Source organism: Brevundimonas sp. GW821-FHT12E07 (assembly GCF_058807035.1).
On sequence record NZ_JBXAQH010000002.1, the window covers coordinates 646,091 to 667,636 of the forward strand.

Here is a 21,546-nt window from a genome sequence, read left to right on the forward strand (position 1 = left end):
GGTCTTAAGACACGCAACGATCGTGCGTCGTCAACCCTTTTGCGCCCCCAGCAGGACAAAACGCGTCCGGTTATCGGCGGAATCCTGCAGGTCGTGACGCAGAATCGACAGCCCGTAAACCTCTGCCGCGGCCATGGGGGCCAGGGCCGCACGGCTGCGATCCCCGGCCTCGGCGACGTCGCGGGCGGCGCCGGCGGTGTCGAAGGCGACGACGATCTTCGCATTGATGTGAGACAGGGTCTCGCGGCACTGATCGAGCGCGATGGGGTGGCTTTCGATGGTGCGGATGTCGGCCATCCGCGCGCCCTCGATCGCCATCAGGCAGTGGCGGATCGGCCGCCAGACGTCGGCCAGGGTCTCGAAGCCCGCTTCGCGCACCAGGGTCGCCGCCGGCTCCACCGCCCCGATGGTCGAGTTCTCGATCGGGATCAGGGCCATGTCGCAGTCGCCGTCCCGAACCGCCGCCAGAGCCTCGGCGAAGGTCTCGAACGGCACGGCCTCGTCCCACGGCCGCAGCGCGACGCAGGCCTCGTGGCTGAAGGCGCCGGGCGCGCCCTGGAACGCCACCCGGGCGTTGGCGACATCTTCGGTTGGAGCAGCGGGGGTGGTCATCTGTCTTCTCGCCTTGATCCGGCATGACATCCGGACGCGGTGTCCGCAACGCGTCCACAACGCATCGCCTTTGCGGCGCCCGGGCGCGCGGGACAAGCCCCGACATTCCCGCTAAGCCTCGAACATCGCCAAGACTTCGAGGGAACGCCAGATGACGGACGCCATGCTGAAGAGCCGTCGTCTGGTCCTGATGGGCCTGGGAGGCCTCGGCGCGAGCGGTCTGGCAGGGTGCGTGACGAGCGCCGCCACCGCGCCCTCCCCTGCTTCCGGCCTGATCACCCCGACGCCGCGCTTCATTGTTCCGCCCCTGGCCCCGATCAACCTCCGGGCCGACCGGATCACCCGCATGACCGTCTGCCTGCGCCCGTTCCGCGCCGCCGGACCGCGTATCGAGGCCGAGCGGATCGGCGACAAGCGGGTGGTGCACAACTATGGCCACGGCGGCTCGGGCTGGTCCCTGTCCTGGGGCTCGGCCCAGATCGTGCGCGACCTGGCCATGGCGGGCGGCACGACGGACATCGCGGTCATCGGCTGCGGCGCGCTGGGCCTCACCGCCGCCACGACCCTGCAGCGCGCGGGGGCGAAGGTGACCATCTACGCCGCCGACCGCCTGCCCCAGACCCGCTCGGCCCGGGCCACCGGGACCTGGACGCCCTCCTCCCGCATCGCCGACGAGAACAGGGTCGACGCCGGATTCCCCGCCCTGTGGGAACAGATGGCCCGCGCCTCCTGGGCCGTACACCAGACATACGTCGGCCAGCCGGGCGAGCCCGTCGCCTTCCTCGACCGCTACATCCTGTCCGACACGGCGCCCTCGACCGAACCGTCAGGCCCGCCTGCGCCACCCTCGTCGGACCCGACTGTGACCGCCTCGACCCCGCCGCCACCGCCCGGCGTCATCCGCTTCGCCGACTATGAGGGACGTCTGCGCGACATTACGCCCCGTTCGCACGCCCTGACGCCGGATCAGCATCCCTTCCCGGTCGCCTCCGCGCGCCAGACCTCGAACATGCAGTTCAACATCGCCGAGCTGGGCCACCGGCTGATGGCCGACTTCATCGCCGAGGGCGGCCGCATCGAGCAGCGCGTCTTCAACACCCCGGCCGACCTCGCGACCCTGAAGGAGCCGGTCGTCGTCAACTGTACGGGCTACGGCGCGCGGGCCCTGTTCGGTGACGACAGCATCATCCCGGTGCGCGGCCAGATGGCCTGGCTCCCGCCCCAGCCGGAGGTCCGGTACAGCCTCTACTACAACGGCGTCGGCCTGGTCTCACGACCGGACGGCATCGGGGTCCAGGCCCTGCGTGGCGGCGACATGTTCGGCTACGGCCTCGACAACGAGACCGCCGACCGCGCCGAAGCCGAGGCGGCCATCGAAAGGGCCGCCCCGCTGTTCGCTAAAGCCTTCAGCGCCTGAGCGGCTTCAGGCGGCGCGCGACTGGTTCTGACGCCCGACCTTCAGCCGCTCGGCCACCAGGAAGGCCAGCTCCAGCGCCTGGTCGGCGTTCAGGCGCGGGTCGCAGTGGGTGTGGTAGCGGCTCGACAGATCGTCCTCGGTCACGGCGGTGGCCCCGCCGATGCATTCGGTGACGTTCTGGCCGGTCATCTCAAGGTGCACGCCGCCGGGGTGCACGCCCTCGGCCTCGGCCACGTCGATGAAGGTGCGGACCTCGGTCATGATCCGGTCGAAGGGCCGGGTCTTGTAACCGTTGTCGGCCTTCAGGGTATTGCCGTGCATCGGGTCGATCGACCAGATCACCTTGTGGCCGCTGTCCTTGACCGCCTTCATCAGGTTGGGCAGGCGCTTGCCGACCTTGTCGTGACCGAAGCGGCCGATGACCGTCATCCGGCCCGAGATATTGTCGGGGTTCAGCTTGTCCAGCAATGGCAGCAGGTCGTCCGGCTCCATGGTTGGGCCGCACTTCACCCCGATCGGGTTCTTGATGCCGCGCATGAACTCGACGTGGGCGCCGTCAAGCTGACGGGTGCGCTCGCCGATCCACAGCATATGGGCCGAGGTGTCGAACCATTCGCCCGAACCGCCGTCCAGACGCGTCAGGGCGCTCTCGACGTTCAGCAGCAGGGCCTCGTGCGAGGTGAAGACCTCGACGCGGCTCAGGTCCGGATGGGTCTCGGGCGTGACCCCGACGGCCTCCATGAAGGCCAGGGCCTCGGTGATCTTGTCAGCCAGCTCGCGGTACTGGGCGCCCGCGCCGTTGTCGGCGAAGCCCAGGGTCCAGCGGTGGATGTTGTAGAGGTCGGCATAACCGCCGCTGGCGAAGGCGCGCAGCAGGTTCAGCGTCGAGGCCGACTGGTTGTAGGCCTTGATCAGCCGCTGGGGATCGGGAAGCCGCTCTTCCAGGGTGAAGCCCGAACCGTTGATGTTGTCGCCGCGATAGGACGGCAGCTCGACGCCGCCGATCTCTTCCACCGGGGACGAGCGCGGCTTGGCGAACTGGCCGGCGATACGGCCGACCTTCACCACCGGCTTGCGGCCCGCGAAGGTCAGGACGACGGCCATCTGCAGGATCAGGCGGAAGGTGTCGCGAATGTTGTCGGTCGAGAACTCCTTGAAGCTCTCGGCGCAGTCGCCACCCTGCAGCAGGAAGGCCTCGCCCTTTTCGACCTGGGCGAGCTTGGACGTCAGGGTGCGGGCCTCGCCGGCAAACACGAGCGGCGGCATCGCGCGCAGTTCGTCTTCGACGGCGGCCAGGGCGCGCGCGTCCGGATAGTCCGTCGGCATGTGCGCGACGGGCTTCGATCTCCAGCTCTCTGGGGTCCAACGGGTACTCATGCCGCGCTACATAGTCCGAAGGCGGCGGATGGACAATGAATGACCTCTACAAACGCCTCTCAGCTCAGCTGAACGGCCGCGAGGCACAGGGCCGCGCATCAACCGTGCTCTGTCAGACGGTCAGCCCGCCGACATCGAAGCCGGCGTCTGCTTGTCCTTCAGGGTCACCAGTTCCTCGGCCATGGTCGGGTGGACGGCGCAGGTGGCGTCCCACTGGGCCTTGGTCAGGCCGGCCTTCACGGCGATGGCGGCCAGCTGGATCATCTCCGGCGCCTCGGGCCCGACGATGTGGACGCCGATGACCTTCTGGCTGTCGGCGTCGACGACCAGCTTCATCAGCACCCGCTCGTCCGAGCCCGTGAAGGCGTATTTCATCGGCCGGAACCGCGTCAGATAGACGTCGACCTCGCCCTTGCAGGTATGGCGCGCCTCGTTCTCCGACAGGCCCACGACGCCGACCGGCGGCTGGGAGAAGACCGCCGTGGCCACGGCCTCATAGTCGAAATGCTGCGGATTGTTCTTGTAGACCGTCTGGTGGAAGGCCACGGCCTCGCGGATGGCGACCGGCGTCAGGTTCATCCGGTCGGTCACATCGCCGATGGCCCAGATGTTGTCCGCCGTCGTCTTCGACAGCTCATCGACCTTGATCGCGCCGTTGTCGCTGAGCTCGACGCCCGCCTTCTCCAGCCCCAGATCCTTGACGTAGGGAATGCGGCCGGTGGCGAACATGACCACGTCGGTCTCGATGGTCATGCCGTTCTCGAGGTGGTTCACCAGCCCCGTCTCGGTCTTCTCGATGCTGGAGTGCTGGCAGCCCAGGATGACCTTGATGCCGCGCTTCTCGATCTCGCCGGCCAGGTGGGCCCGCACGTCGTCGTCGAAGCCACGCAGGATGTTCGGCCCGCGATAGACCAGCGTCGTCTCGACGCCGAGCCCGGCGAAGATGCCCGCGAACTCCACCGCGATATAGCCGCCGCCCGCGATCAGGATGCGCTTGGGCAGTTCCGGCAGGTGGAAGGCCTCTTCCGAGGTGATGACATGCTCGATGCCCGTCATCGTCTCCGGAACCCAGGGCCGGCCGCCCGTGGCGATCAGGATCCGCTCGGCGGTGAAGGTGCCGCCGTCCGAACCGTCGCGCTTCGTCACCTTGACCGTATGAGCGTCGGTCAGGACCGCCCGTCCATTGACCAGATCGACCCCGGCCTTGCCGAGATTGGCGGCATAGATGCCCGACAGGCGCGCGATCTCGACGTCCTTGGCCTCGAGGAATTTCGGCCAGTCGAAGCTGGCGTCGATGGTCCAGCCATAGCCTTCGGCGATCTTGAAATCGTGGGCGAAGTCACTGGCCATGACCATGAACTTCTTGGGCACGCAGCCCCGGATCACGCAGGTGCCGCCGACCCGGAACTCTTCCGCGATGGCCACCCGCTTGCCGCCCAGCGCCGTCAGCCGCGCCGCCCGCACCCCGCCGGAGCCCGCCCCGATGACGAAGAGGTCGTAGTCGTAGGTCTCGGGCATGAGGTGTCCAGCACGTTGAAGAGTACCCGGCATTTAAGCCGCTTCCGCCGAAAACCAAGCCTAGGATTGCGGAGGTGTGGCCTCGGCCTTTCGCGGCCCCATCGCAAGAATGATGCAGGCCAAAGCCGCCAGCCCAAACACGGGTGGCGCTATCAGCCAACCGACCACCGGATCGGCATCATCAAAGCCCGGCAGGGCAAAGACGATGAACAGCCCGAGGCCCCCGGCGACCAGAACTCTCACCGGCAGGCGACGGCGTATCGCGGTCAGGCTCGCCAGCCCGACGACTGCGCTCACGATCCAGAAAAGGATAGCGCCGACACCGTACATCGCCGATCGTCGTCTCCTTACGGCAGCAGGACCTCGATCCCGTCATCCTTGCCGATGATCGCCTCATCCGCCAGATCCAGGAACAGGCCGTGCTCGACCACCCCCGTGATCAGCTTCAGGTCGTCGGCCAGCCGCACCGGGTCGTGGATCGCCACGCATTTGGCGTCATAGATCAGATTGCCGCCATCGGTGCGCACCAGACCCCGGTCGGCCGTGCGGGCGCGGGCGGGCATGATGATCTCATGGTCCAGCAGGACGTCGGCGATACGGTTCCCGGTCGTCTTGTGCCCGAAGGCCACGACCTCGATCGGCAGGGGGAAGGTCCCCAGCACCGGCACCACCTTGGCCGCATCGGCGATGACGATGCAGCTCTTCGACGCCTCCCAGACCAGCTTCTCGCGCAGCAGGGCCGCGCCGCCGCCCTTGATCAGGGCCAGCCCCGGCCCGACCTCGTCGGCGCCGTCCACGGTCAGGTCGATCTTCGACACATCCTCCAGCGACACCAGCGGCAGGCCCAGCTCGCGGGCCAGATCGGCGGTCTTCTCGGACGTCGGGACGCAGCGCAGATCCTTCAGACCCCGCGCCGCCAGCGCCTTGACGAACCAGGCCGCCGTCGAGCCGGTGCCCAGTCCGACCACCATCCCGGCCTCGACCCGTTCGGCGGCGGCCTCGCCTGCGCGTTGCTTCTGCAGATCGGACATCGGGAACTCGCTTGCGACGGGGAAGGATTCGTGGCTGGCTCCCCGCGCTTTATCGGGGGAGAGAGCAATGGGAAAGCACAACCGAACGTCGGGAACGGTCGCACGCCTCAAGGCCGCGCTCACGATCGCCGGACTGGGCCTCGGCGTGACGGCCTGCGAGACGGTTTTCGTCCAGCCGGCGGCTTCCCCGACCACCGCCAGCATCGACTACCTGCGTGACCCGGAACTGGGCCGGTTCGGCACGGGAGAGATGGTGTCCTGGGCCAGCGGTCCGGACTGCGCCGAGGCGCTGCGCATCTCTTCCTATGATCCGATGACGCTCGGTTCGAAGTCCTTCCGACTTGCGGGCGGCGAGCGGGTGCATCTGCTGGCGGACATCTTCCCGGTCGGCCCGGGCGGCCTCTACACCAACACCCAGTGCGTCAATGTCGTCAGCTTCGTCCCCGAGGCCGGTCACAGCTATGCGCTCGTCCAGACCTTCAGCGACAACAAGTGCAAGACCACGGTCACCGACAAGGCCTCCAATGCACCGCCGCCGACCTTCGTCGAACATCCGCTGGTCGCGACCTGCGTGAAGACGCCTGCGGGCTATACGCGGGTAGGCGGCTAGGCCTTCTTCTTCGCCGCCTTGATCGCCGCCGCCTTCTCGCGGAAGGCCGCGCCGGCGCCGTCCTTGTTCACCTGACGCCCGCGCGCGAGAGACAGGGCGTCGGCGGGGACGTCCTCGACGATCACCGAGCCCGAGCCGACGATGGCGCCCGCCCCGATGGTCACCGGCGCCACCAGCGCCGAGTTGGAGCCGACGAAGGCCCCGTCCCCCACCACGGTCTTCGCCTTGTTGAAGCCGTCGTAGTTGCAGAAGATCGTGCCCGCGCCGATGTTCGCGCCCGCCCCGACCGAGCCGTCGCCCAGATAGCTCAGGTGATTGGCCTTGGCGCCCCTGGCCATGGCCACATTCTTCACCTCGACGAAATTGCCGACCTTCACGTCCTCGCCCAGGGCCGCGCCGGGCCGCAGCCGGGCATAGGGGCCGACCTCGGCGCCGGAGGCCACCGTCGCCCCCTCGATATGGCTGAAGCCGCGGATGCGGACCCGTTCGGCGATCTTCGCGCCGGGGCCGAAGATGACGAAGGGCTCGATCGTCGTGCCCGCCCCGACTTCGGTGTCCCAGGCGAAATGGACGGTCTCGGGCGCGCTCATCGTCACCCCGGCGGCCAGGAAGGTCTCGCGCTGAACTTGCTGGAACAGGGCCTCAGCCTGGGCCAGCTCGCCCTGGGCGTTCACCCCCATGACCTGATCCTCGCCCGCGAACACCGCCCGCGTCGGGGCGCCGCGTTTTCGCGCCAGCTCGACCACGTCGGTCAGATAGTATTCGCCCTTGGCGTTCTCGTTCTTCACCTCGGCCAGCAGCGAGAACAGCAGCCCCACGGGCGCCGCCATGACGCCCGAGTTGCAGGCGGTGATGGCCAGAACCTCCGCCGACGCCTCCTTGGCCTCGGTAATGGCGGTCAGGGTCTCGCCGTCCATGACCAGCCGGCCATAGGCGCCGGGATCGCGCGCCTCGAAGCCGATGACGGTGACCCCGTCATGGTTCTGGAACACCGGCTCGATGTCGGCGGCCTTGAGCAGGGGCACGTCGCCGTAGGTGACCACCACCTGACCCACGAAGTCGCCCAGCACGGCCTCGGCGGCGCGCACGGCGTGGCCGGTGCCCAGCGGCGGGTCCTGCACGGCGATGGCGTCCTCGCCCAGCCGTTTGACGACATGGGCGCGGACCTCGGGCGAGTGCGACCCCACCACCACCACGATCCGCTCGCAGCCCAGGGCCTCCGCCGCATCGATGGCGTGGTCCAGCATGGCGCGATGCCCGACCGGGTGCAGCACCTTGGGCAGCGGCGACTTCATCCGCGTGCCCTGTCCGGCGGCGAGAATGATGGCGGCTCTGGGATGGGTGGTCATGAGTCGATCCGGTAAGAATAGCTGTCGATCTCTACAGGGTGGCGCGGGCGGCGAAAACCGGCATCCTCCACCGGCAATCAACGAGGGCGGACATGCGGGTTTCCAGACGATCCTTCCTGGCCACGGCCGCGGCGACGGCGGCCCTGCCCGCCCTTCCCGCCTTCGCCGCCGATGATCCCGCCGTGCCCCGACCCGATGAGGAGCACCGTGTGCCGGTTCCGGGCGGCGAGGTCTATGTCCGGATCAATGGCGACCTGAAGTCGGGCAAGACCCCGCTGCTGCTGGTCCACGGCGGCCCGGGCGGCGCCTGCTGGCAGATGTTCCCCGCCCTTCCCCTCGCCGCCGACCGGGCGATCATCCTCTATGATCAGCTCGACAGCGGGCGATCGTCTGCTCCCGGCGATCCCGCCAACTGGACCATCGACCGCTATGCGTCGGAGATCGAGGCCGTCCGCCTGGCCCTGGACCTGCGTGAGGTCCATCTGCTGGGGCACAGCTGGGGCGGCATCCTCGCGGCGAACTATGCGTCCCGCCAGCCGGCCGGCCTGCACAGCCTGATCCTGCAGGGGACGCCCCTGTCGGCGCACGGCTGGGCCGCCAGCATGGACGAGCTGCTCGCCGCCCTGCCCGACGATCAGGGCCGGCTGATCAGCAATCCCTCCCCCGACGACGATCCGGACAAGGTCGCCGCCGCCTTCACCGCCTTCATGGCCACCCACCTGAACCGCACCCGCTCCCCTGCCTATGCGCGGGCCTATATGCGCGACGTGCCTGTGGACCGCGGCGACGCCCTGGCCGCAGCGGCCATGGGCGACGGCATTCCCCGCATGACCGGCTTCCTCAAGGACTTCGACGAGGAGCCGCTGCTGAACCGGATCACCGTCCCGACCCTGATGCTGGGCGGCCAGTACGACCTCGTGACCCCCGCCACCAACCGCGCCCTCCTGCCCCGTCTGCAAAAAGGTTCGCTCGCCACGCTTGCCGACGCCGGCCATATGGCCCAGTTCGACCAGCCCGATGCCTGGCGGCAGGCCGTCGGCGATTTCATAGCGCGAGCAGACTGACATGAATCCGGACCGCGACCTTGAAGGTTGGACCATTGCCTTCGATCTGGACGGCACCCTGGTGGAGACGCAGGGCGATCTGGTCGGCACTCTGAACCGGATGCTGGTCCGCGAGGGCCATCCGCCCGTGCCGATGGAGAGCGCGCGCAAGCTGATCGGCAGCGGCGCCCGGGCCCTGCTGGAGCACGGCTTCGTCGCGGCCGGCGCCTCGTGGGAAGAGGCCAGTCAGGACGCCCTCTTCGACGCCTTCATCGCCGACTATGTCGACCATATCGCCGACGAGTCCCACCCGTTCGAGGGCGTGGTCGAGACGCTGGAAGCCCTTGCCGAGCGCGGCGCGAAACTGGTCGTCGCCACCAACAAGCGCACCGACCTGTCCGAACTTCTGCTGGGCAAGCTGGACCTGACCAGACATTTCGCCGCCATCGTCGGCCCCGACAAGGTCAGCGCGAAGAAGCCCTCGGGCGCCCACCTCAAGGAGGCCGTGCTTCTGGCCGGCGGCGACCCGTCCATGGCCGTCATGGTCGGCGACGCCTCCCCCGACGTCGGGGCGGCCAGGGACGCCGACATGCCCTGTATCGTCGTCACCTTCGGCTATACCCAGATCCCCGCCGAAGAGCTGGGCGGCGACGTCCTGATCGACCATTTCGAGGACGTGGAAGAGGCCCTGGACGGGCTGCTGACCGATCTCTACGTGTCGCGGGCCCTGGCGGGGTTCTAGCTCAGCGCCCTGCGCGACAGACCCTTGTCGATCCCGACCACGATCAGTCCGCAGACGGCATAGAGGGCGACCAGGGCCCCGATCGTAATGCCGACGCTCCAGACGCCGTTCTTCGCCGGGTCAAGGAAGCCATAGGCGTATTCGCCCGTCAGCCCGCCCCGGACCAGGGCATAGGTCCAGTAGAAGGCGGGCCATGCCAGCCAGGGCGGAACGCTTTTCCAGCTCACCCCGCCGCGCGGCTGGAACACGACCCAGAACGCCACCGCCAGAAGCGGCGTCACGCCATGCAGCAGGATATCGGACAGCGCCGACTTGCCGATCACCAGCCGCCCGCCGATCAGCCAGAAGCCGATCCCGACGGTCAGGATCGCCGTCACCACCCAGCCCACAATCTTCGGCGTCGACAGCCGCGCGACGCCCAGGGCCACGCCCGTCATCACCGTCGCCAGACACAGGTTCGTCAGGTCGGTCAGGAAGCCCGCATTGACCCACAGCGCGCCGAGCCAGTTCCCTTTCTGGCCGGAGATCTCCGCCGCCAGATAGAGGCCCAGCCCCAGCCACCCGACGGCGGCGATAATGCCGGCCGCGATCCGGCCGCCTGTCGAATATGGCGTCATCTCTCTTCCCTCACGGCCTTGCCGGAGCGCCGGCGCTCCACGCCTCGCCCGACAGTCCTTGCGCGCGGCCCGCGTCGAACAGGGCCTGCATATGCTCCGGGCTGAAATCGAGGCTGGTCTCCACGGCGCCGGCGGGCGCCATGGCCAGGCCGAAGCCCATGGCGTTGGCCTCGGCGAAGCGGCGCGAGGCGATCAGGTTCATCCGCGTCGAGGCCTTCATCATCGCGTCCAGCCCGCGCCCCGCGACCGACAAGGGCTGATAGGGGGCGACGGAGAAGACCGGCTCGGGTCTGCCGTTCAGGATCACCCAGAGGCGACGCGGCGTAGCATCCTCCGCACCGAACAGGTTGCGCGCCATCATCAGACCTTCGGGCGCGACGAAGAAGTTGGCGGTGGTCCGTCCGTCGGCATGCAGTTCACGCACCCTTCGCCCGTCCCGCTCCAGATCGATGAAGACCGGCGGAAACACACCGGGGATCGAGGAGGACGCCACCAGAATGTCGATGAACCGCTCGCGCGCATCCGGACGATCGGACGCCGCCAGCGCCCCCATATCCCAGATGACCTGATCCTGTGTGTCCAGGCTGGTGGTCGCGACATAGAGACGGCGTCCGCCGCGATGGCCCTGCGCCACCCCCGCGATCACCTCGGGCGTCACGGCCGAGGCGACGAGGTCGCGCAGCGGCTTCTGGCGGAAGACGCCCGGGCCGTGCAGGGCCATCAGCCAGCGCGGGCTCAGCACCCGGCTCGACCGGCCGTCGGTGAAGGCGGCCTTCAGCTCGGCGTCGCCCGCGGGTCCGATGAAGACGAAGGGCGCCATCAGGGCGCCGGTGCTGACCCCGGTCACCACCTCGAACACCGGCCGGTCGCCGCGCTCACCCCAGCCCGTCAGCAGCCCTGCCCCGTACGCTCCCTCGGCCCCGCCGCCCGACAGGGCCAGAAGATCGAAAGCCCCGTCCGCCGGGTCGACCGCCGCCGCTCTCAGCGCCTCGCTGAAGCGCGCATCCGACGTTCGATCCAGCCGGATCACGGGACTGGCCGCCCCGATGTCCTCCACCGAAAAGGCGGTCCGGCTCAGGGACTGACAGCCGGCCAGGGCGATGGCCACGAGGACCGCCGCGAATTCCGCTCGCCCCCGCAAGCCCATCAAACGTCCTCACAATAGAGTCGGCACTGGAGACGCAGAACGGGGGTCTGTCAACGCAGGTCTGGCTCTCCCTCGAAATGCGCCCTGAGCCGCTTCAGCACCTCGATGGCGGCAGCCTGCCGCTCGTGCAGATGATCGGAGGCGGCCGCCTTGATTTCGGCGCGACGCATCAGTTCGCTAAGGATGGCCCGCCCCTGATCATTATGCTGCGCGACGGTCCGAAGACTGGCGTGGAGACGCTCAACTTCCGCCTCGAGGCGCTGGATATAGCGTCTGTGGTCGAGGTCGTCGTACTGGACCTGATCCGCAGTGACGCGGGCCGCCTCACACCTGTGTTCGGCCCCTGCGAAAACGTCATAGAAGACGACATTGTCGTCGTAGACGTCGATCTCGACCTCAGTCTCCACCAGTCGCTGGAGCTCAGCCGGATCGAAAGCCGCGCCCTCAAAGACCAGTTTCCAGACGGGTCTTGCCGCCGCATCGGGATCGAAAACAAACGGGGACACCCGGACCTCGATCCGCCCGGCGTCGGACTCACAGCGCGAAAGAACGCCGTCGATCCCAATCCTTGGTGAAGGCGCCATCCCTACCCTGCCTTTGCCTGATCGAAGGTCGCCCGCGCGGTCTCGATCCGCTCCAGATGCTCGGCGGCCCAGGTCCAGACTCCGCAGAAGGCCTCGGCGAGACTGAAGCCCATGTCGGTCAGGCGGTATTCGACCTTGGGCGGCACGACCGGGTGCACGGTCCTCACGACCAGCCCGTCGCGCTCCATCTGACGCAGGGTCTGGGTCAGCATCTTCTGGCTGATGCCCTCGGACAGTTCGCCGATGCGGGTGAAGCGCAGCTCGCCGTTCTCGGCCAGCACATCCAGCACGATCATGGTCCATTTGTCCGCCACCCGGCCGATGACCTCGGTGACCAAGGCCTCGATGCGTGGGTCGACCGGCGGATATTCGACGCGGCCGTCGACGATCGGGCGAGGCTTGAAGGCCGTGGCGGTCATGACTTTCTTTTCGGTAAGTACCGAACGTTTCGGTGCCTACTTTCCAATGGAGAGTGACCGTCATACATCGCCGATCATCGCTTTTCCAGACACGGAGATTTCCCATGAACACCGCCAAAGACACCGTCCTGATCACCGGCGGCGGAACCGGCATCGGTCGCGCCTTCGCCGAGGCCCTGCACGCCAGGGGCGCCAAGGTCATCATCGCGGGCCGTCGCGCCGCTCCGCTTCAGGAGGTCGTCGCCGCCAATCCGGGCATGGCCTTCGTCGTCCTCGACGTCGCCGATCCGGAGGCCATCAAGACCGTCGCGGCCCAGGTGATCGCCGACCACCCGGCCCTGAACGTCGTCATCAACAACGCGGGCGTCATGAAGGCGGAAGACCTGTCGGGCGGCGTCTTCGACCTTCCGCTGGTCGAGGAGATCCTGAACATCAATCTGCTCGGCACGATCCGGCTGACGGCGGCCCTGCTGCCGCACCTGCTGACCAAGCCGGCCGCCACGGTCGTCACCGTCTCCTCAGGCCTGGCCTTCGTGCCCCTGACGGCGACTCCGACCTACAACGCCACCAAGGCCGCCATCCATTCCTGGAGCCAGTCCCTGCGCCACCAGCTCAAGGACACCTCCGTCCGTGTCGTCGAATGGGCCCCGCCCGCCGTCGCCACCGACCTGATGCCCGGCCATGCCGAGAACCCCAACTCCATGCCCCTGGCCGACTTCACCTCCGAAAGCCTTGCCCTGTTCGAACGCGGTGACGACGAGGTGCTGGTCGAACGGGTCAAGTTCCTGTCGGGCGCCGAGGGCCGTGGGGAGTATGCGAAGGTCTTCTCCATCCTGAACGACGGGGCGCACTAAGCCCTCCCTTTCGTCATCCTCCGGCAAGCCGCCTCTTGGCGGCGCAGACCGGGGGACCCAGCGGCGCCGAAGGCGATCTGTTCAGGCACGATGTTTCAACATCGCGTTTGCGACAGTGTCCCGCTCCCGCGGGCCGCTGGGTCCCCCGGTCTCGCTACGCTCGCCGGAGGATGACGATACATCGCGAGTTTTTCTAAACCCCGCCGCCTGATCTTTTCGCCACCGATCCGGTTGCGATCATCCGCCGCACCCCGCACATCGGCGAACCTTTCCCCGAAAGCCGTTCGCCGATGCTTGCCCGCTTCTTCGCCATTCCCCTGTGGATCCGCACCGCCGTCGGCTTCGGCCTCGGCATCGTCGCGGGCCTGATCCTGAGGGAGAATGCCGAGACCTGGCTGCAGCCGATCGGCGACCTCTATCTGAACCTGATCCGCATGGTGGTCGCGCCCCTGGTGCTGTTCACCATCGCCTCCTCCATCGCCAAATTGGGCGAAGGGACCGGGGCCGTGCGGCTGGGCGTGCGCACCATCGTCTGGTTCGCGATCACCTCCCTGCTGGCCGTTCTGGTCGGCTTCGCCTTCGGCCATCTGATCAATCCGGGCGTCGGCCTGTCGAACCTGCCGCTGGGCGAGGTCAAGGAGCGGGTCATTCCGACCCCGCTCGAGGTCCTTCTCGGCATTGTGCCGACCAATCCGTTCAAGGCCCTCAGCGACGGCAAGGTGCTGCAGATCATCTTCTTCTCGGCGCTGGTGGGCGTGGCCCTGGTCGCGCTCGGCGACCGCGCCGCCAACGCCCGCCGTCTGGTCGATGAAGGCGCCGCCATCATCTTCCGCATCACCCGCTGGGTGATCCAGCTGACGCCGATCGGCGTCTTCGGCCTGATCGGCTCGGTTGTCGGCGGCTACGGCTGGGAGGCCCTGCTGCCCCTGGTCAAGTTCATCGTGGCCATCTACGCGGCCTGCCTGTTCCACATCCTGGTGGTCTATTCGGCCCTGCTGAAGCTGCACGGGCTCAAGGTGGTCTCCTTCTTCCGCGGCGCCTTCGCGGCCCAGCAGACGGCCTTCGCCACCTCCTCCTCGCTCGGCACCCTGCCCATCACCCTGCGCCAGACGGTCGAGCGCCTAGGCGTGCCCCAGGCCTATGCCGCCTTCGCCGTGCCGCTCGGCGCCAACGTCAAGATGGACGGCTGCGGCGCCATCTATCCGGCCATCGCCTCCATCTTCATCGCCCAGTATTTCAAGATCGACCTGTCGCTGACCCAGTATGTCCTGATCGGCCTGACCGCCGTTCTCGGCTCGCTGGGCACCGCCGGCGTGCCCGGCACCTCGATCGTCATGCTGACCCTGACCCTGTCCACCGCCGGCCTGCCGCTGGAGGGGATCGGCTATATCGTGGCCATCGACCGGATCATCGACATGATGCGCACCGCCACCAACGTCACGGGCCAGATGCTTGTCCCGGTTCTGGTCGCCCGCGAGGAAGGTGTGCTGAATCGGGACATCTACGACGGCCATGTGGCCTGGCTTCCGGGCGATCCCGAGACGGATGCTCCCGAATTGGTCAAGGCGAGCGGCATCTGACGCTTGCGCTTTGGCGGGGGGCGGGCTACATCGCCGCCTCCCCGGTCGAGGCCCGATTCAGGCCCGACACTCCGGTACGGATGCTTAGCTCAGCGGGAGAGCACCTCGTTCACACCGAGGGGGTCGCAGGTTCAATCCCTGCAGCATCCACCATCCCTTCCCCACCGCAACGCCTCGCAAACCCAGACCCACACTGGGTTTGAGCCCGACGCCCGTTTTCGCCTGAACGGTGTGCGGCGGAGGCGATTTTACATTTCCCCCGCCGGGCGACCGTTTCCCGCGCTTACGGCCAAGCTTCGAAAACTTCGTCAGTGAAATCAGCCGTCGGGCTCGCCCGGCGGGCGTAAACGCGGCTTCCGTTTGTCCGCGTGCGGTGCAAGCGCCCGACGCGGCGCACCTCTTGCTCTAGTCCGGTTCAGACAGATTGGAGCGACCACTGTGAAACGGGTCATCATCATCGCGATCGCCGCAACCCTGGCCTCGGCCGGAACGGCCTGGGCCGGCAACGGAGCCGGCGGCGGCGGCAGCCATGGCGGCGGCGGCTATTCGGGTGGCGGCAGCCACGGCGGTGGCGGCTCGGCCGGCTGCGGAACCTGCGGCGGCTCGGGCGGCGGCGGCGGAAGCCACGGCGGCGGCGGCGGTCATCATGGCGGCGGCCGTCCGGGCGGCGGCTCGTTCAACGGGAACTTCAATTCCAACGTCAACGTCAACGTCAATGCGAACGCCAACGCCAATGCGAATGCGAACGCCTATGGCGGCGGCGGGCGCAGCCTGATCAACGCCCACTCCTACTCGGGCTACGGCTCGATCCAGGGCGGCGGCGGCGGTGGCGGCTATTCCTACGTCGACGACGGCTTCTATCCGGCCGGTCCCGGCTATGGCGGCGGCGTCCAGATCTCGGACAACTGCAACTGCGTCGCCGGTCCCAGCCAGCCCTTCGGCTATTCGGTTTCCGGCTTCGGCCGCACCCTGACCCAGACCCGCGGCTCGGTCGCCTATACCCAGAGCTCCAGCTACTCCACGTCGTACAGCGGCGGCGCACAGGGCTGCTATTCCTGCGCCCCGGTTCCGGCGCCCCAGCCCGTGCCTTCGTGCGGCAGCTACGGCGGTTCATATCCCGGCGGCTATCAGGGCGGTTACGGCTACGGCGGCGGCGCCTGCGGCCCCGTGCCGGTTCCCCCGCCCAACCCCTGCGGCGGCTATCCGGGCGCCGGCTATCCCAACCGCTACGGCAACGGCGGCGGCTCCTGCGCCCCCGTCCCGGCGCCCCAGCCCTATCCGCAACCGTATCCGGGTCCGGACTGCGACTGCGAAGTCCCGGTCCACGTCCAGCCCTTCTACGGCCAGCCCCAGGCGCCGCGCCCGGTCACCCTGCGCTCGCAGGGCGTCCGCGTGGCCTCGCCCCCGGTCGAGGTTCCGCCGCAGCTGGTCTACATCCAGGGCCCGCCCGTCTATGTCGACGCCCCGCCGGTCAATGTCGCGCCCGCCCAGATCTATCTGGAGGCGCCCAATGTCCGCGTGCGTCCGTCGGAAGTGACCGTGGCCCCGCCGGAAATCCACTACACCCCGGCCCAGCCGCATCCGGAAGACGACTGCTGCACCGTGGCCTCGCCGGCCTCGGTGGATGCGGCGACCGGCTCGCAATACTCGGCTCACGCCGTTGAGGGCTCGCGCTACGAGGCCACGGCGACCTACACCGACACCGCCTCGGGCCAGACCGCCTACGTCAACGGCCAGCCCGTTCAGGCCTACAGCACGAACCCGAACGAGTTCCACTGAGGCCTTGGTTCAGTAGCGTAAGCGTATGAACGGGCGGCGGGATTTCGGTCCCGCCGCTCGCTTCAATTCCGGCGTCTGGTGTGCGCCCCTAGTGCGTCCCACGCGCGCTGCCGCCTGTGCCCAGCCTCAGAACGACATCGTCGATCTGGACCCCGCCCCGGTCGATGACCAGGTTCTGGTAGTTGCGCTGCCCCTCGGTCGTCTCGGCCTCGACATTCTCGACCTGGCTGGAGAACTGGCGGCGCAGATAGGTGGCCAGCTCGCCCGCCGTGACCATCTGGTCGCCGTCGCCGTCGGCGTCCCCGGCCAGACCGGTCCTGAGGAAGTGGGCCAGATATCCGCCGGCCTCGAACTTGTCGGCGACGGCGCTGGTCAGGTCCTCCTCGGAGCTGAACAGGCCCATGACGCCGGGCCGATCCACGACGTTCCTCGCAAAGCCGCCCGAGAAGCAGCTGTCCAGCACCAGCAGTGACAGCCGCGTGCGCAAACTGCCGAACAGCTGGGCCATCTCCCGGTCCGACAGCTCGCCGTCGCGCAGGACGATGGACTCGCTGCGGCCGTCCGGCTCGGTCGCGCTGATCGCGGACGGATCGGCGTCGGTCTGGTTCCCATGGCCCGAGAAGAAGAACAGGAACATGTCGTCCGGTCCGGCCTGGGCCGCCACGCGCCGGAAGGCCTCGCGCACCCCCGCGACCGTCGCCTCGGCATTGGTCAGGGTGACGCTGGCGGGGTTCAGCACCCCTTCGCGCCTCAGGGTGTCGGCCAGCTTCTCGGCGTCATCGTCGGTGTATTCGAGATTATTGGCCGCGCCTGCATAGTCGGAGACCCCGACCATCACCGCGAACACCCGCGGCCCGCCCTGCACCGCCGCCTGACGCGGCGTGCCCTGACTGGGCATGACGCTGAAGCGATAGGAGCCGGTCTCGCCCGCGTTGAACGAGGTCACCTGCACCGCATACTCGCCGCTCTCGCCCAGCACCGTGTCGAGACGGCTGTTGGTGCCGTCCTCGCCGTCGTCATTGTCGATCTGCCGGCCCGACGGCGTCCTCAGGATCGTATAGGCGTCGAAGGCCGACGACGTCAGTTCCACCGCAACCCTCTGACCGCGCGTGCCCTGGAAACGGTAGGTATCGACATATTCGCCCGACTGCAGGGTCTCGTCCCCGCCCTGCAGCTCGCCCGAGACCGTATCGCCGATGCGCATCAGGCCGCTCCCGCCCGTCGTCGGACGCGTCGCCGATTGCGTCGGCCGGGGCGGCGGGGCGTTCGCGCCGTCGGCGACCGACAGCCGGTAGCGCCCGCTCTCGCCAGACTGATAGCTGGTCGCCCCGATCACATAGGCGCCGTCGGTCGGCAGGGTGACGATCAGCCGGCTGTCGTGACTGCCCTCGCGCTCGGCGTCATCGTCGTTGAAGGCCGAGAAGCCGCCCGGCCCCGTGATCTGCAGATAGGGGTCGAACTCGCTGGAGCTCAGCCGCAGGTCCAGCGACTGCCCCTGTCGCCCGTTCAGGGTGAAGCGGTTGACGAACTCCCCGCTCGACAGGGTCTCCGCCCCCTGCCCCAGCCGCCCGTCGCGGCTCTGACCCACACTGATCGGCGCCGCATCGGCGGGGACCGCGACCGGCGCCTGGCTCTGCGCCGCCTGCCGCTGCGGCCCACGGGTCAGGGTCGCGGCGCCGTTGACCGCCTGCCGTCCACCGCTGCTCGTGGTCTGCGTGGCTTGCCCGCCTTCGGTGAGCGCGATGGCGTACCGCCCGGTCTCGCCGGACCGATAACTGGTCGCCGTGACCCGGACCTCGCCGTCTGCCGGGGCGGTAAAGGTCACCCGACTGTTGGAGGATCCGCGCCGCGAGGCGTCGTCGTCGTTGTCCTCGCTCAGGCCGCCCGGCCCGCGCACAACCAGATAGGGATCGAAATCCCCGGACTCGAGCGTGATCGTATAGGTCCGCCCGCGCTGGGCCCGGAAGGTCCAGACGTCGCCATACTCTCCACTCGACAGGGTCGTGTCGCCGCGCGTCAGATCTCCGCTGCCCGTCCGGCCCGCCTGAAGCACCGTCGTGGTCGAGATCATCGTCGGCGGCGGGATGTCGTTCGCGCTCACCGCCGGTCCCGGGGCGATCGACCCGCCGTTCATCAGGCTCAGCGTATACCGCCCGTTCTCGCCCGCCTGATAGGTCGTCGCCTGCACCAGGTAGGTCCCGGTCGTCGGCAGATCGACGCTCATCCCCGCCTCGGTCGAGCCGTCGGCGGCGTCGTCATTTTCCTGTTTGAAGCCGTTCGGGCCGCTCAGGATCAGATAGGGGTCCAACGCCGTCGAGGACATCCTGAGCGTCACCCGCTCGCCGGCTCGCCCCTCAAAGGTCCAGCTGTCATAGAACTCGTTGCTGTTCAGCTTCGCGTCGCCGGTGCGCAGTTCGCCCGACACCGGTGAGCCTCTGCGCAAGGTCTCCTGCGCGACGGCCGAGCCCGCCAGCACCGCCAGAGCGGTCGTGGCCATCAGAACGGTTCTGAACATCGAAATCCCCCCGGAAGACCCGCGCAGACTAGCGCGTCCGTTCCGCCTGTCATCAACTTCAACGAACAGCGCCCCGCCACCCACTGAATCTGATATATCACCACCATTCGGCCTTGTTCCGGGCGCAAAGGCCCGCCCCTCCCAGAAGTGACCGCACCCGCGCGCGCCTCGCCCCCCACATCCGCGCCCCACCTCGCGTTTCAGCCCGAAGCGCCGTACGAGACAATTTATGCCCTTCCCCGCCAGCCACCCCGCGCTCGACCTCGCGCTTTCCGAACGCGGCTATGCCGAGCCCACCCCCGTCCAGGCCGCTGTGCTCGAGTCCGAAGCCGGCCGCGACCTGCTGGTCTCGGCCCAGACCGGTTCAGGCAAGACCGTCGCCTTCGGCCTGGCCCTGGCCTCGACCCTGCTGGGTGACAGCGACCGCATCGAGGACAACGGCGCCCCCGCCGCCCTGATCATCGCCCCGACCCGCGAACTGGCGCTGCAGGTCTCCAAGGAGCTGGAGTGGCTCTATTCCAAGGCCGGCGCCCGCATCGCCACCTGCGTCGGCGGCATGGATCCCCGCGCCGAGCGCCGCACGCTTGAACGCGGCGCCGCCATCGTCGTCGGCACCCCCGGCCGTCTGAAGGACCATCTGGAGCGCGGCGCGCTCGATCTGTCCGGCCTCAAGGCTGTCGTCCTCGATGAGGCCGACGAGATGCTGGACATGGGCTTCGCGGAAGACCTGACCTTCATCCTCGACAGCGCCCCCGCCGAGCGCCGCACCCTGCTGTTCTCGGCGACCCTGGCCCGCGACATCGTCCAGTTGGCCCGCACCTATCAGCGCGACGCCATCCGCATCGACACCGTCGCCGGCGCCGGCTCGCACGCCGACATCGAATACAAGGCCATCCGCATCGCCCCGAACGAGGTCGAGCTCGGCGTCGTCAACGTCCTGCGCTACTTCGAGGCCCCCGGCGCCCTGGTCTTCGCCAACACCCGCGAGCGGGTGAAGCACCTGACCGCCTCCCTGCGCGAACGCGGCTTCGCTGTCGTCGGCCTGTCGGGCGAACTGACCCAGGCCGCCCGTTCCGAGGCGCTTCAGGCCCTGCGCGACGGCCACGCCCGCGTGTGCGTCGCCACCGACGTCGCCGCCCGCGGTCTCGACCTGCCCGACCTGGGCCTGGTCATCCATGCCGAGATCCCGGTCAACAAGGCCACTCTGCTTCACCGTTCGGGCCGCACCGGCCGCGCGGGCAAGAAGGGCGTCTCGGTGATGATGGTCTCCTACACCCGCCGCCGTAAGGTCGAGCTGATGCTCCAGTCGGCCGGGATCACCGCCCAGTGGGAAGGCCCGCCCTCGGCCGAGATGATCCGCGAACAGGACCGCGTCCGCCTGCTGGCCGATCCCATCCTGACCGCCCCGGTCGAGGACGAGGAGGCGCTGGAACTCGGCAAGCTGTTGCTCGAGAAGACCTCGCCCGAACAGATCGCCGCCTCCCTGATCCGCCTCTACCGCCAGAAGCTGCCCTCGCCGGAAGACGTCTATGACGACGACCGCATGAAGCGCGCCCAGGCGACCGGCGTGAACGATCGCGGCCAGCGTGACGGCCCGCTGACGGACTTCGCCCGTGGCGGCGACATGACCTGGTTCCGCATCAACATCGGCCGCGACAAGAACGCCGACCCGAAATGGCTTCTGCCAACGCTCTGCCGTCTGGGCCATGTGACCAAGGGCGACATCGGCTCGATCAAGATCTTCGACCGCGAGACCAAGTTCGAGATCACCAAGGCCGCCGAGGCCAAGTTCCGCGCCGCCATCGCCTCGGGTCTCGAAGACGGTGTGACCGTCAACGACGCCGTCGCCCCCGGCCCGAAGGAAAAGCCCGCCAGCCGCTGGGACAAGAAGCCCTTCGACGGCGGCGACCGCCCCGAGAAGAAGCCTTGGGCCAAGAAGGAAGGCGGCGCGCCTCGCGGCGACAAGCCCGCCTGGAAGGATCGTGACGGCGGCTTCGAGAAGAAGCCCTGGGCCAGGCGTGAAGACGCCCCCGCCGGCGAGAAGAAGCCTTGGGTCAAACGCGAAGACTCGCCTGTCGGTGAGAAGAAGCCGTGGGTGAAGCGCGACGCTCCCGCCCATGCCGCCGCCGAGGGCGACGCCAAACCCAAATGGGTCAAGCGCACCAAGGACGCCCCCACCCCCGAGGGCAAGACCGCCTGGGTCGAAAAGCCCAAGGGCCCGAAGAAGCCCTGGGCCCCGCGCAGCGACGCCGCCCCCGCGGCCGCCGGCGACAAGCCCTGGACCGGCAAACCCAAGGGCGCCGGCAAGCCCTTCAAGGGCAAGAAGAAGTCTAACGGCTGACGTCTTCCTTC

General features: G+C 68.3%; 19 protein-coding genes and 1 tRNA gene. 9 read left to right on the top strand and 11 right to left on the bottom strand.

What is annotated here, in order from left to right:
- Positions 1 to 30: 30 nt before the first annotated feature.
- A complete protein-coding gene (locus tag AC1ROD_RS11380; RefSeq protein WP_492948350.1) occupies positions 31 to 612 on the bottom strand; it encodes a prephenate dehydratase domain-containing protein in 582 nt (193 codons plus the stop codon).
- Between the two features lie 151 nt (positions 613 to 763).
- Between AC1ROD_RS11380 and AC1ROD_RS11385 the strand changes: the two genes are divergently transcribed.
- Positions 764 to 2,029 (top strand): FAD-dependent oxidoreductase, encoded by a 1,266-nt coding sequence (locus AC1ROD_RS11385; RefSeq protein ID WP_492948351.1) that lies wholly within the window; start codon positions 764 to 766, stop codon positions 2,027 to 2,029.
- Between the two features lie 6 nt (positions 2,030 to 2,035).
- On the opposite strand, the gene AC1ROD_RS11390 is transcribed toward AC1ROD_RS11385, so the two are convergent.
- The 4 genes from AC1ROD_RS11390 to rpiA form a co-directional block, all read right to left on the bottom strand.
- Positions 2,036 to 3,406 (bottom strand): class II 3-deoxy-7-phosphoheptulonate synthase, encoded by a 1,371-nt coding sequence (locus tag AC1ROD_RS11390; protein ID WP_492948352.1) that lies wholly within the window; start codon positions 3,404 to 3,406, stop codon positions 2,036 to 2,038.
- Positions 3,407 to 3,526: 120 nt separating this feature from the next.
- Entirely contained in the window at positions 3,527 to 4,924 is a 1,398-nt protein-coding gene (gene gor / locus AC1ROD_RS11395) for a glutathione-disulfide reductase (RefSeq protein WP_492948353.1), read from the bottom strand.
- 60 nt (positions 4,925 to 4,984) lie between these two features.
- A complete protein-coding gene (locus tag AC1ROD_RS11400) occupies positions 4,985 to 5,254 on the bottom strand; it encodes a hypothetical protein (protein ID WP_492948354.1) in 270 nt (89 codons plus the stop codon).
- A gap of 17 nt (positions 5,255 to 5,271) precedes the next feature.
- A complete protein-coding gene (rpiA, locus tag AC1ROD_RS11405; RefSeq protein WP_492948355.1) occupies positions 5,272 to 5,955 on the bottom strand; it encodes a ribose-5-phosphate isomerase RpiA in 684 nt (227 codons plus the stop codon).
- Between the two features lie 67 nt (positions 5,956 to 6,022).
- On the opposite strand from rpiA, the gene AC1ROD_RS11410 reads away from it, so the two are divergent.
- Positions 6,023 to 6,565 (top strand): hypothetical protein, encoded by a 543-nt coding sequence (locus tag AC1ROD_RS11410; protein ID WP_492948356.1) that lies wholly within the window; start codon positions 6,023 to 6,025, stop codon positions 6,563 to 6,565.
- On the opposite strand, the gene glmU is transcribed toward AC1ROD_RS11410, so the two are convergent.
- Entirely contained in the window at positions 6,562 to 7,914 is a 1,353-nt protein-coding gene (glmU, locus tag AC1ROD_RS11415) for a bifunctional UDP-N-acetylglucosamine diphosphorylase/glucosamine-1-phosphate N-acetyltransferase GlmU (RefSeq protein ID WP_492948357.1), read from the bottom strand. The two genes, AC1ROD_RS11410 and glmU, sit on opposite strands and share 4 nt — an antisense overlap.
- A 92-nt stretch (positions 7,915 to 8,006) precedes the next feature.
- Between glmU and AC1ROD_RS11420 the strand changes: the two genes are divergently transcribed.
- Both AC1ROD_RS11420 and AC1ROD_RS11425 read left to right on the top strand, forming a co-directional pair.
- The gene (locus tag AC1ROD_RS11420; protein WP_492948358.1) at positions 8,007 to 8,978 is read left to right on the top strand and encodes a proline iminopeptidase-family hydrolase; all 972 of its coding nucleotides are present in this window, start codon (positions 8,007 to 8,009) and stop codon (positions 8,976 to 8,978) included.
- Position 8,979: 1 nt separating this feature from the next.
- A complete protein-coding gene (locus tag AC1ROD_RS11425; protein ID WP_492948359.1) occupies positions 8,980 to 9,699 on the top strand; it encodes an HAD-IA family hydrolase in 720 nt (239 codons plus the stop codon).
- On the opposite strand, the gene AC1ROD_RS11430 is transcribed toward AC1ROD_RS11425, so the two are convergent.
- The 4 genes from AC1ROD_RS11430 to AC1ROD_RS11445 all read right to left on the bottom strand — a co-directional run bounded on the left by AC1ROD_RS11430 (position 9,696) and on the right by AC1ROD_RS11445 (position 12,466).
- The gene (locus AC1ROD_RS11430; RefSeq protein ID WP_492948360.1) at positions 9,696 to 10,316 is read right to left on the bottom strand and encodes a Pr6Pr family membrane protein; all 621 of its coding nucleotides are present in this window, start codon (positions 10,314 to 10,316) and stop codon (positions 9,696 to 9,698) included. The genes AC1ROD_RS11425 and AC1ROD_RS11430 overlap by 4 nt on opposite strands.
- 10 nt (positions 10,317 to 10,326) lie before the next feature.
- Positions 10,327 to 11,424: a patatin-like phospholipase family protein gene (locus tag AC1ROD_RS11435; protein ID WP_492948361.1), complete on the bottom strand. Its 1,098-nt coding sequence runs from the start codon at positions 11,422 to 11,424 to the stop codon at positions 10,327 to 10,329.
- 89 nt (positions 11,425 to 11,513) lie between these two features.
- Entirely contained in the window at positions 11,514 to 12,047 is a 534-nt protein-coding gene (locus AC1ROD_RS11440; RefSeq protein ID WP_492948362.1) for a hypothetical protein, read from the bottom strand.
- A 2-nt stretch (positions 12,048 to 12,049) separates the two neighbouring features.
- Positions 12,050 to 12,466 carry a winged helix-turn-helix transcriptional regulator gene (locus AC1ROD_RS11445; RefSeq protein WP_492948363.1) on the bottom strand — a complete coding sequence of 139 codons (417 nt, stop codon included), beginning with the start codon at positions 12,464 to 12,466 and terminating at the stop codon, positions 12,050 to 12,052.
- 104 nt (positions 12,467 to 12,570) lie between these two features.
- Between AC1ROD_RS11445 and AC1ROD_RS11450 the strand changes: the two genes are divergently transcribed.
- The 4 genes from AC1ROD_RS11450 to AC1ROD_RS11465 all read left to right on the top strand — a co-directional run bounded on the left by AC1ROD_RS11450 (position 12,571) and on the right by AC1ROD_RS11465 (position 16,679).
- Entirely contained in the window at positions 12,571 to 13,320 is a 750-nt protein-coding gene (locus tag AC1ROD_RS11450; protein WP_492948364.1) for an SDR family oxidoreductase, read from the top strand.
- Between the two features lie 290 nt (positions 13,321 to 13,610).
- Positions 13,611 to 14,900, top strand: a complete 1,290-nt coding sequence (locus tag AC1ROD_RS11455; RefSeq protein ID WP_492948365.1) for a dicarboxylate/amino acid:cation symporter — start codon at positions 13,611 to 13,613, stop codon at positions 14,898 to 14,900.
- Positions 14,901 to 14,978: 78 nt separating this feature from the next.
- A tRNA-Val gene (locus AC1ROD_RS11460) sits at positions 14,979 to 15,053 on the top strand.
- Positions 15,054 to 15,338: 285 nt separating this feature from the next.
- The gene (locus tag AC1ROD_RS11465) at positions 15,339 to 16,679 is read left to right on the top strand and encodes a hypothetical protein (RefSeq protein ID WP_492948366.1); all 1,341 of its coding nucleotides are present in this window, start codon (positions 15,339 to 15,341) and stop codon (positions 16,677 to 16,679) included.
- 88 nt (positions 16,680 to 16,767) lie between these two features.
- Here the strand turns inward: AC1ROD_RS11465 and AC1ROD_RS11470 are convergent, their stop codons facing one another.
- The gene (locus AC1ROD_RS11470; RefSeq protein WP_492948367.1) at positions 16,768 to 19,194 is read right to left on the bottom strand and encodes a pre-peptidase C-terminal domain-containing protein; all 2,427 of its coding nucleotides are present in this window, start codon (positions 19,192 to 19,194) and stop codon (positions 16,768 to 16,770) included.
- A 229-nt stretch (positions 19,195 to 19,423) separates the two neighbouring features.
- Between AC1ROD_RS11470 and AC1ROD_RS11475 the strand changes: the two genes are divergently transcribed.
- Positions 19,424 to 21,535 (top strand): DEAD/DEAH box helicase, encoded by a 2,112-nt coding sequence (locus AC1ROD_RS11475; protein ID WP_492948368.1) that lies wholly within the window; start codon positions 19,424 to 19,426, stop codon positions 21,533 to 21,535.
- The last annotated feature ends 11 nt before the right edge of the window (positions 21,536 to 21,546 follow it).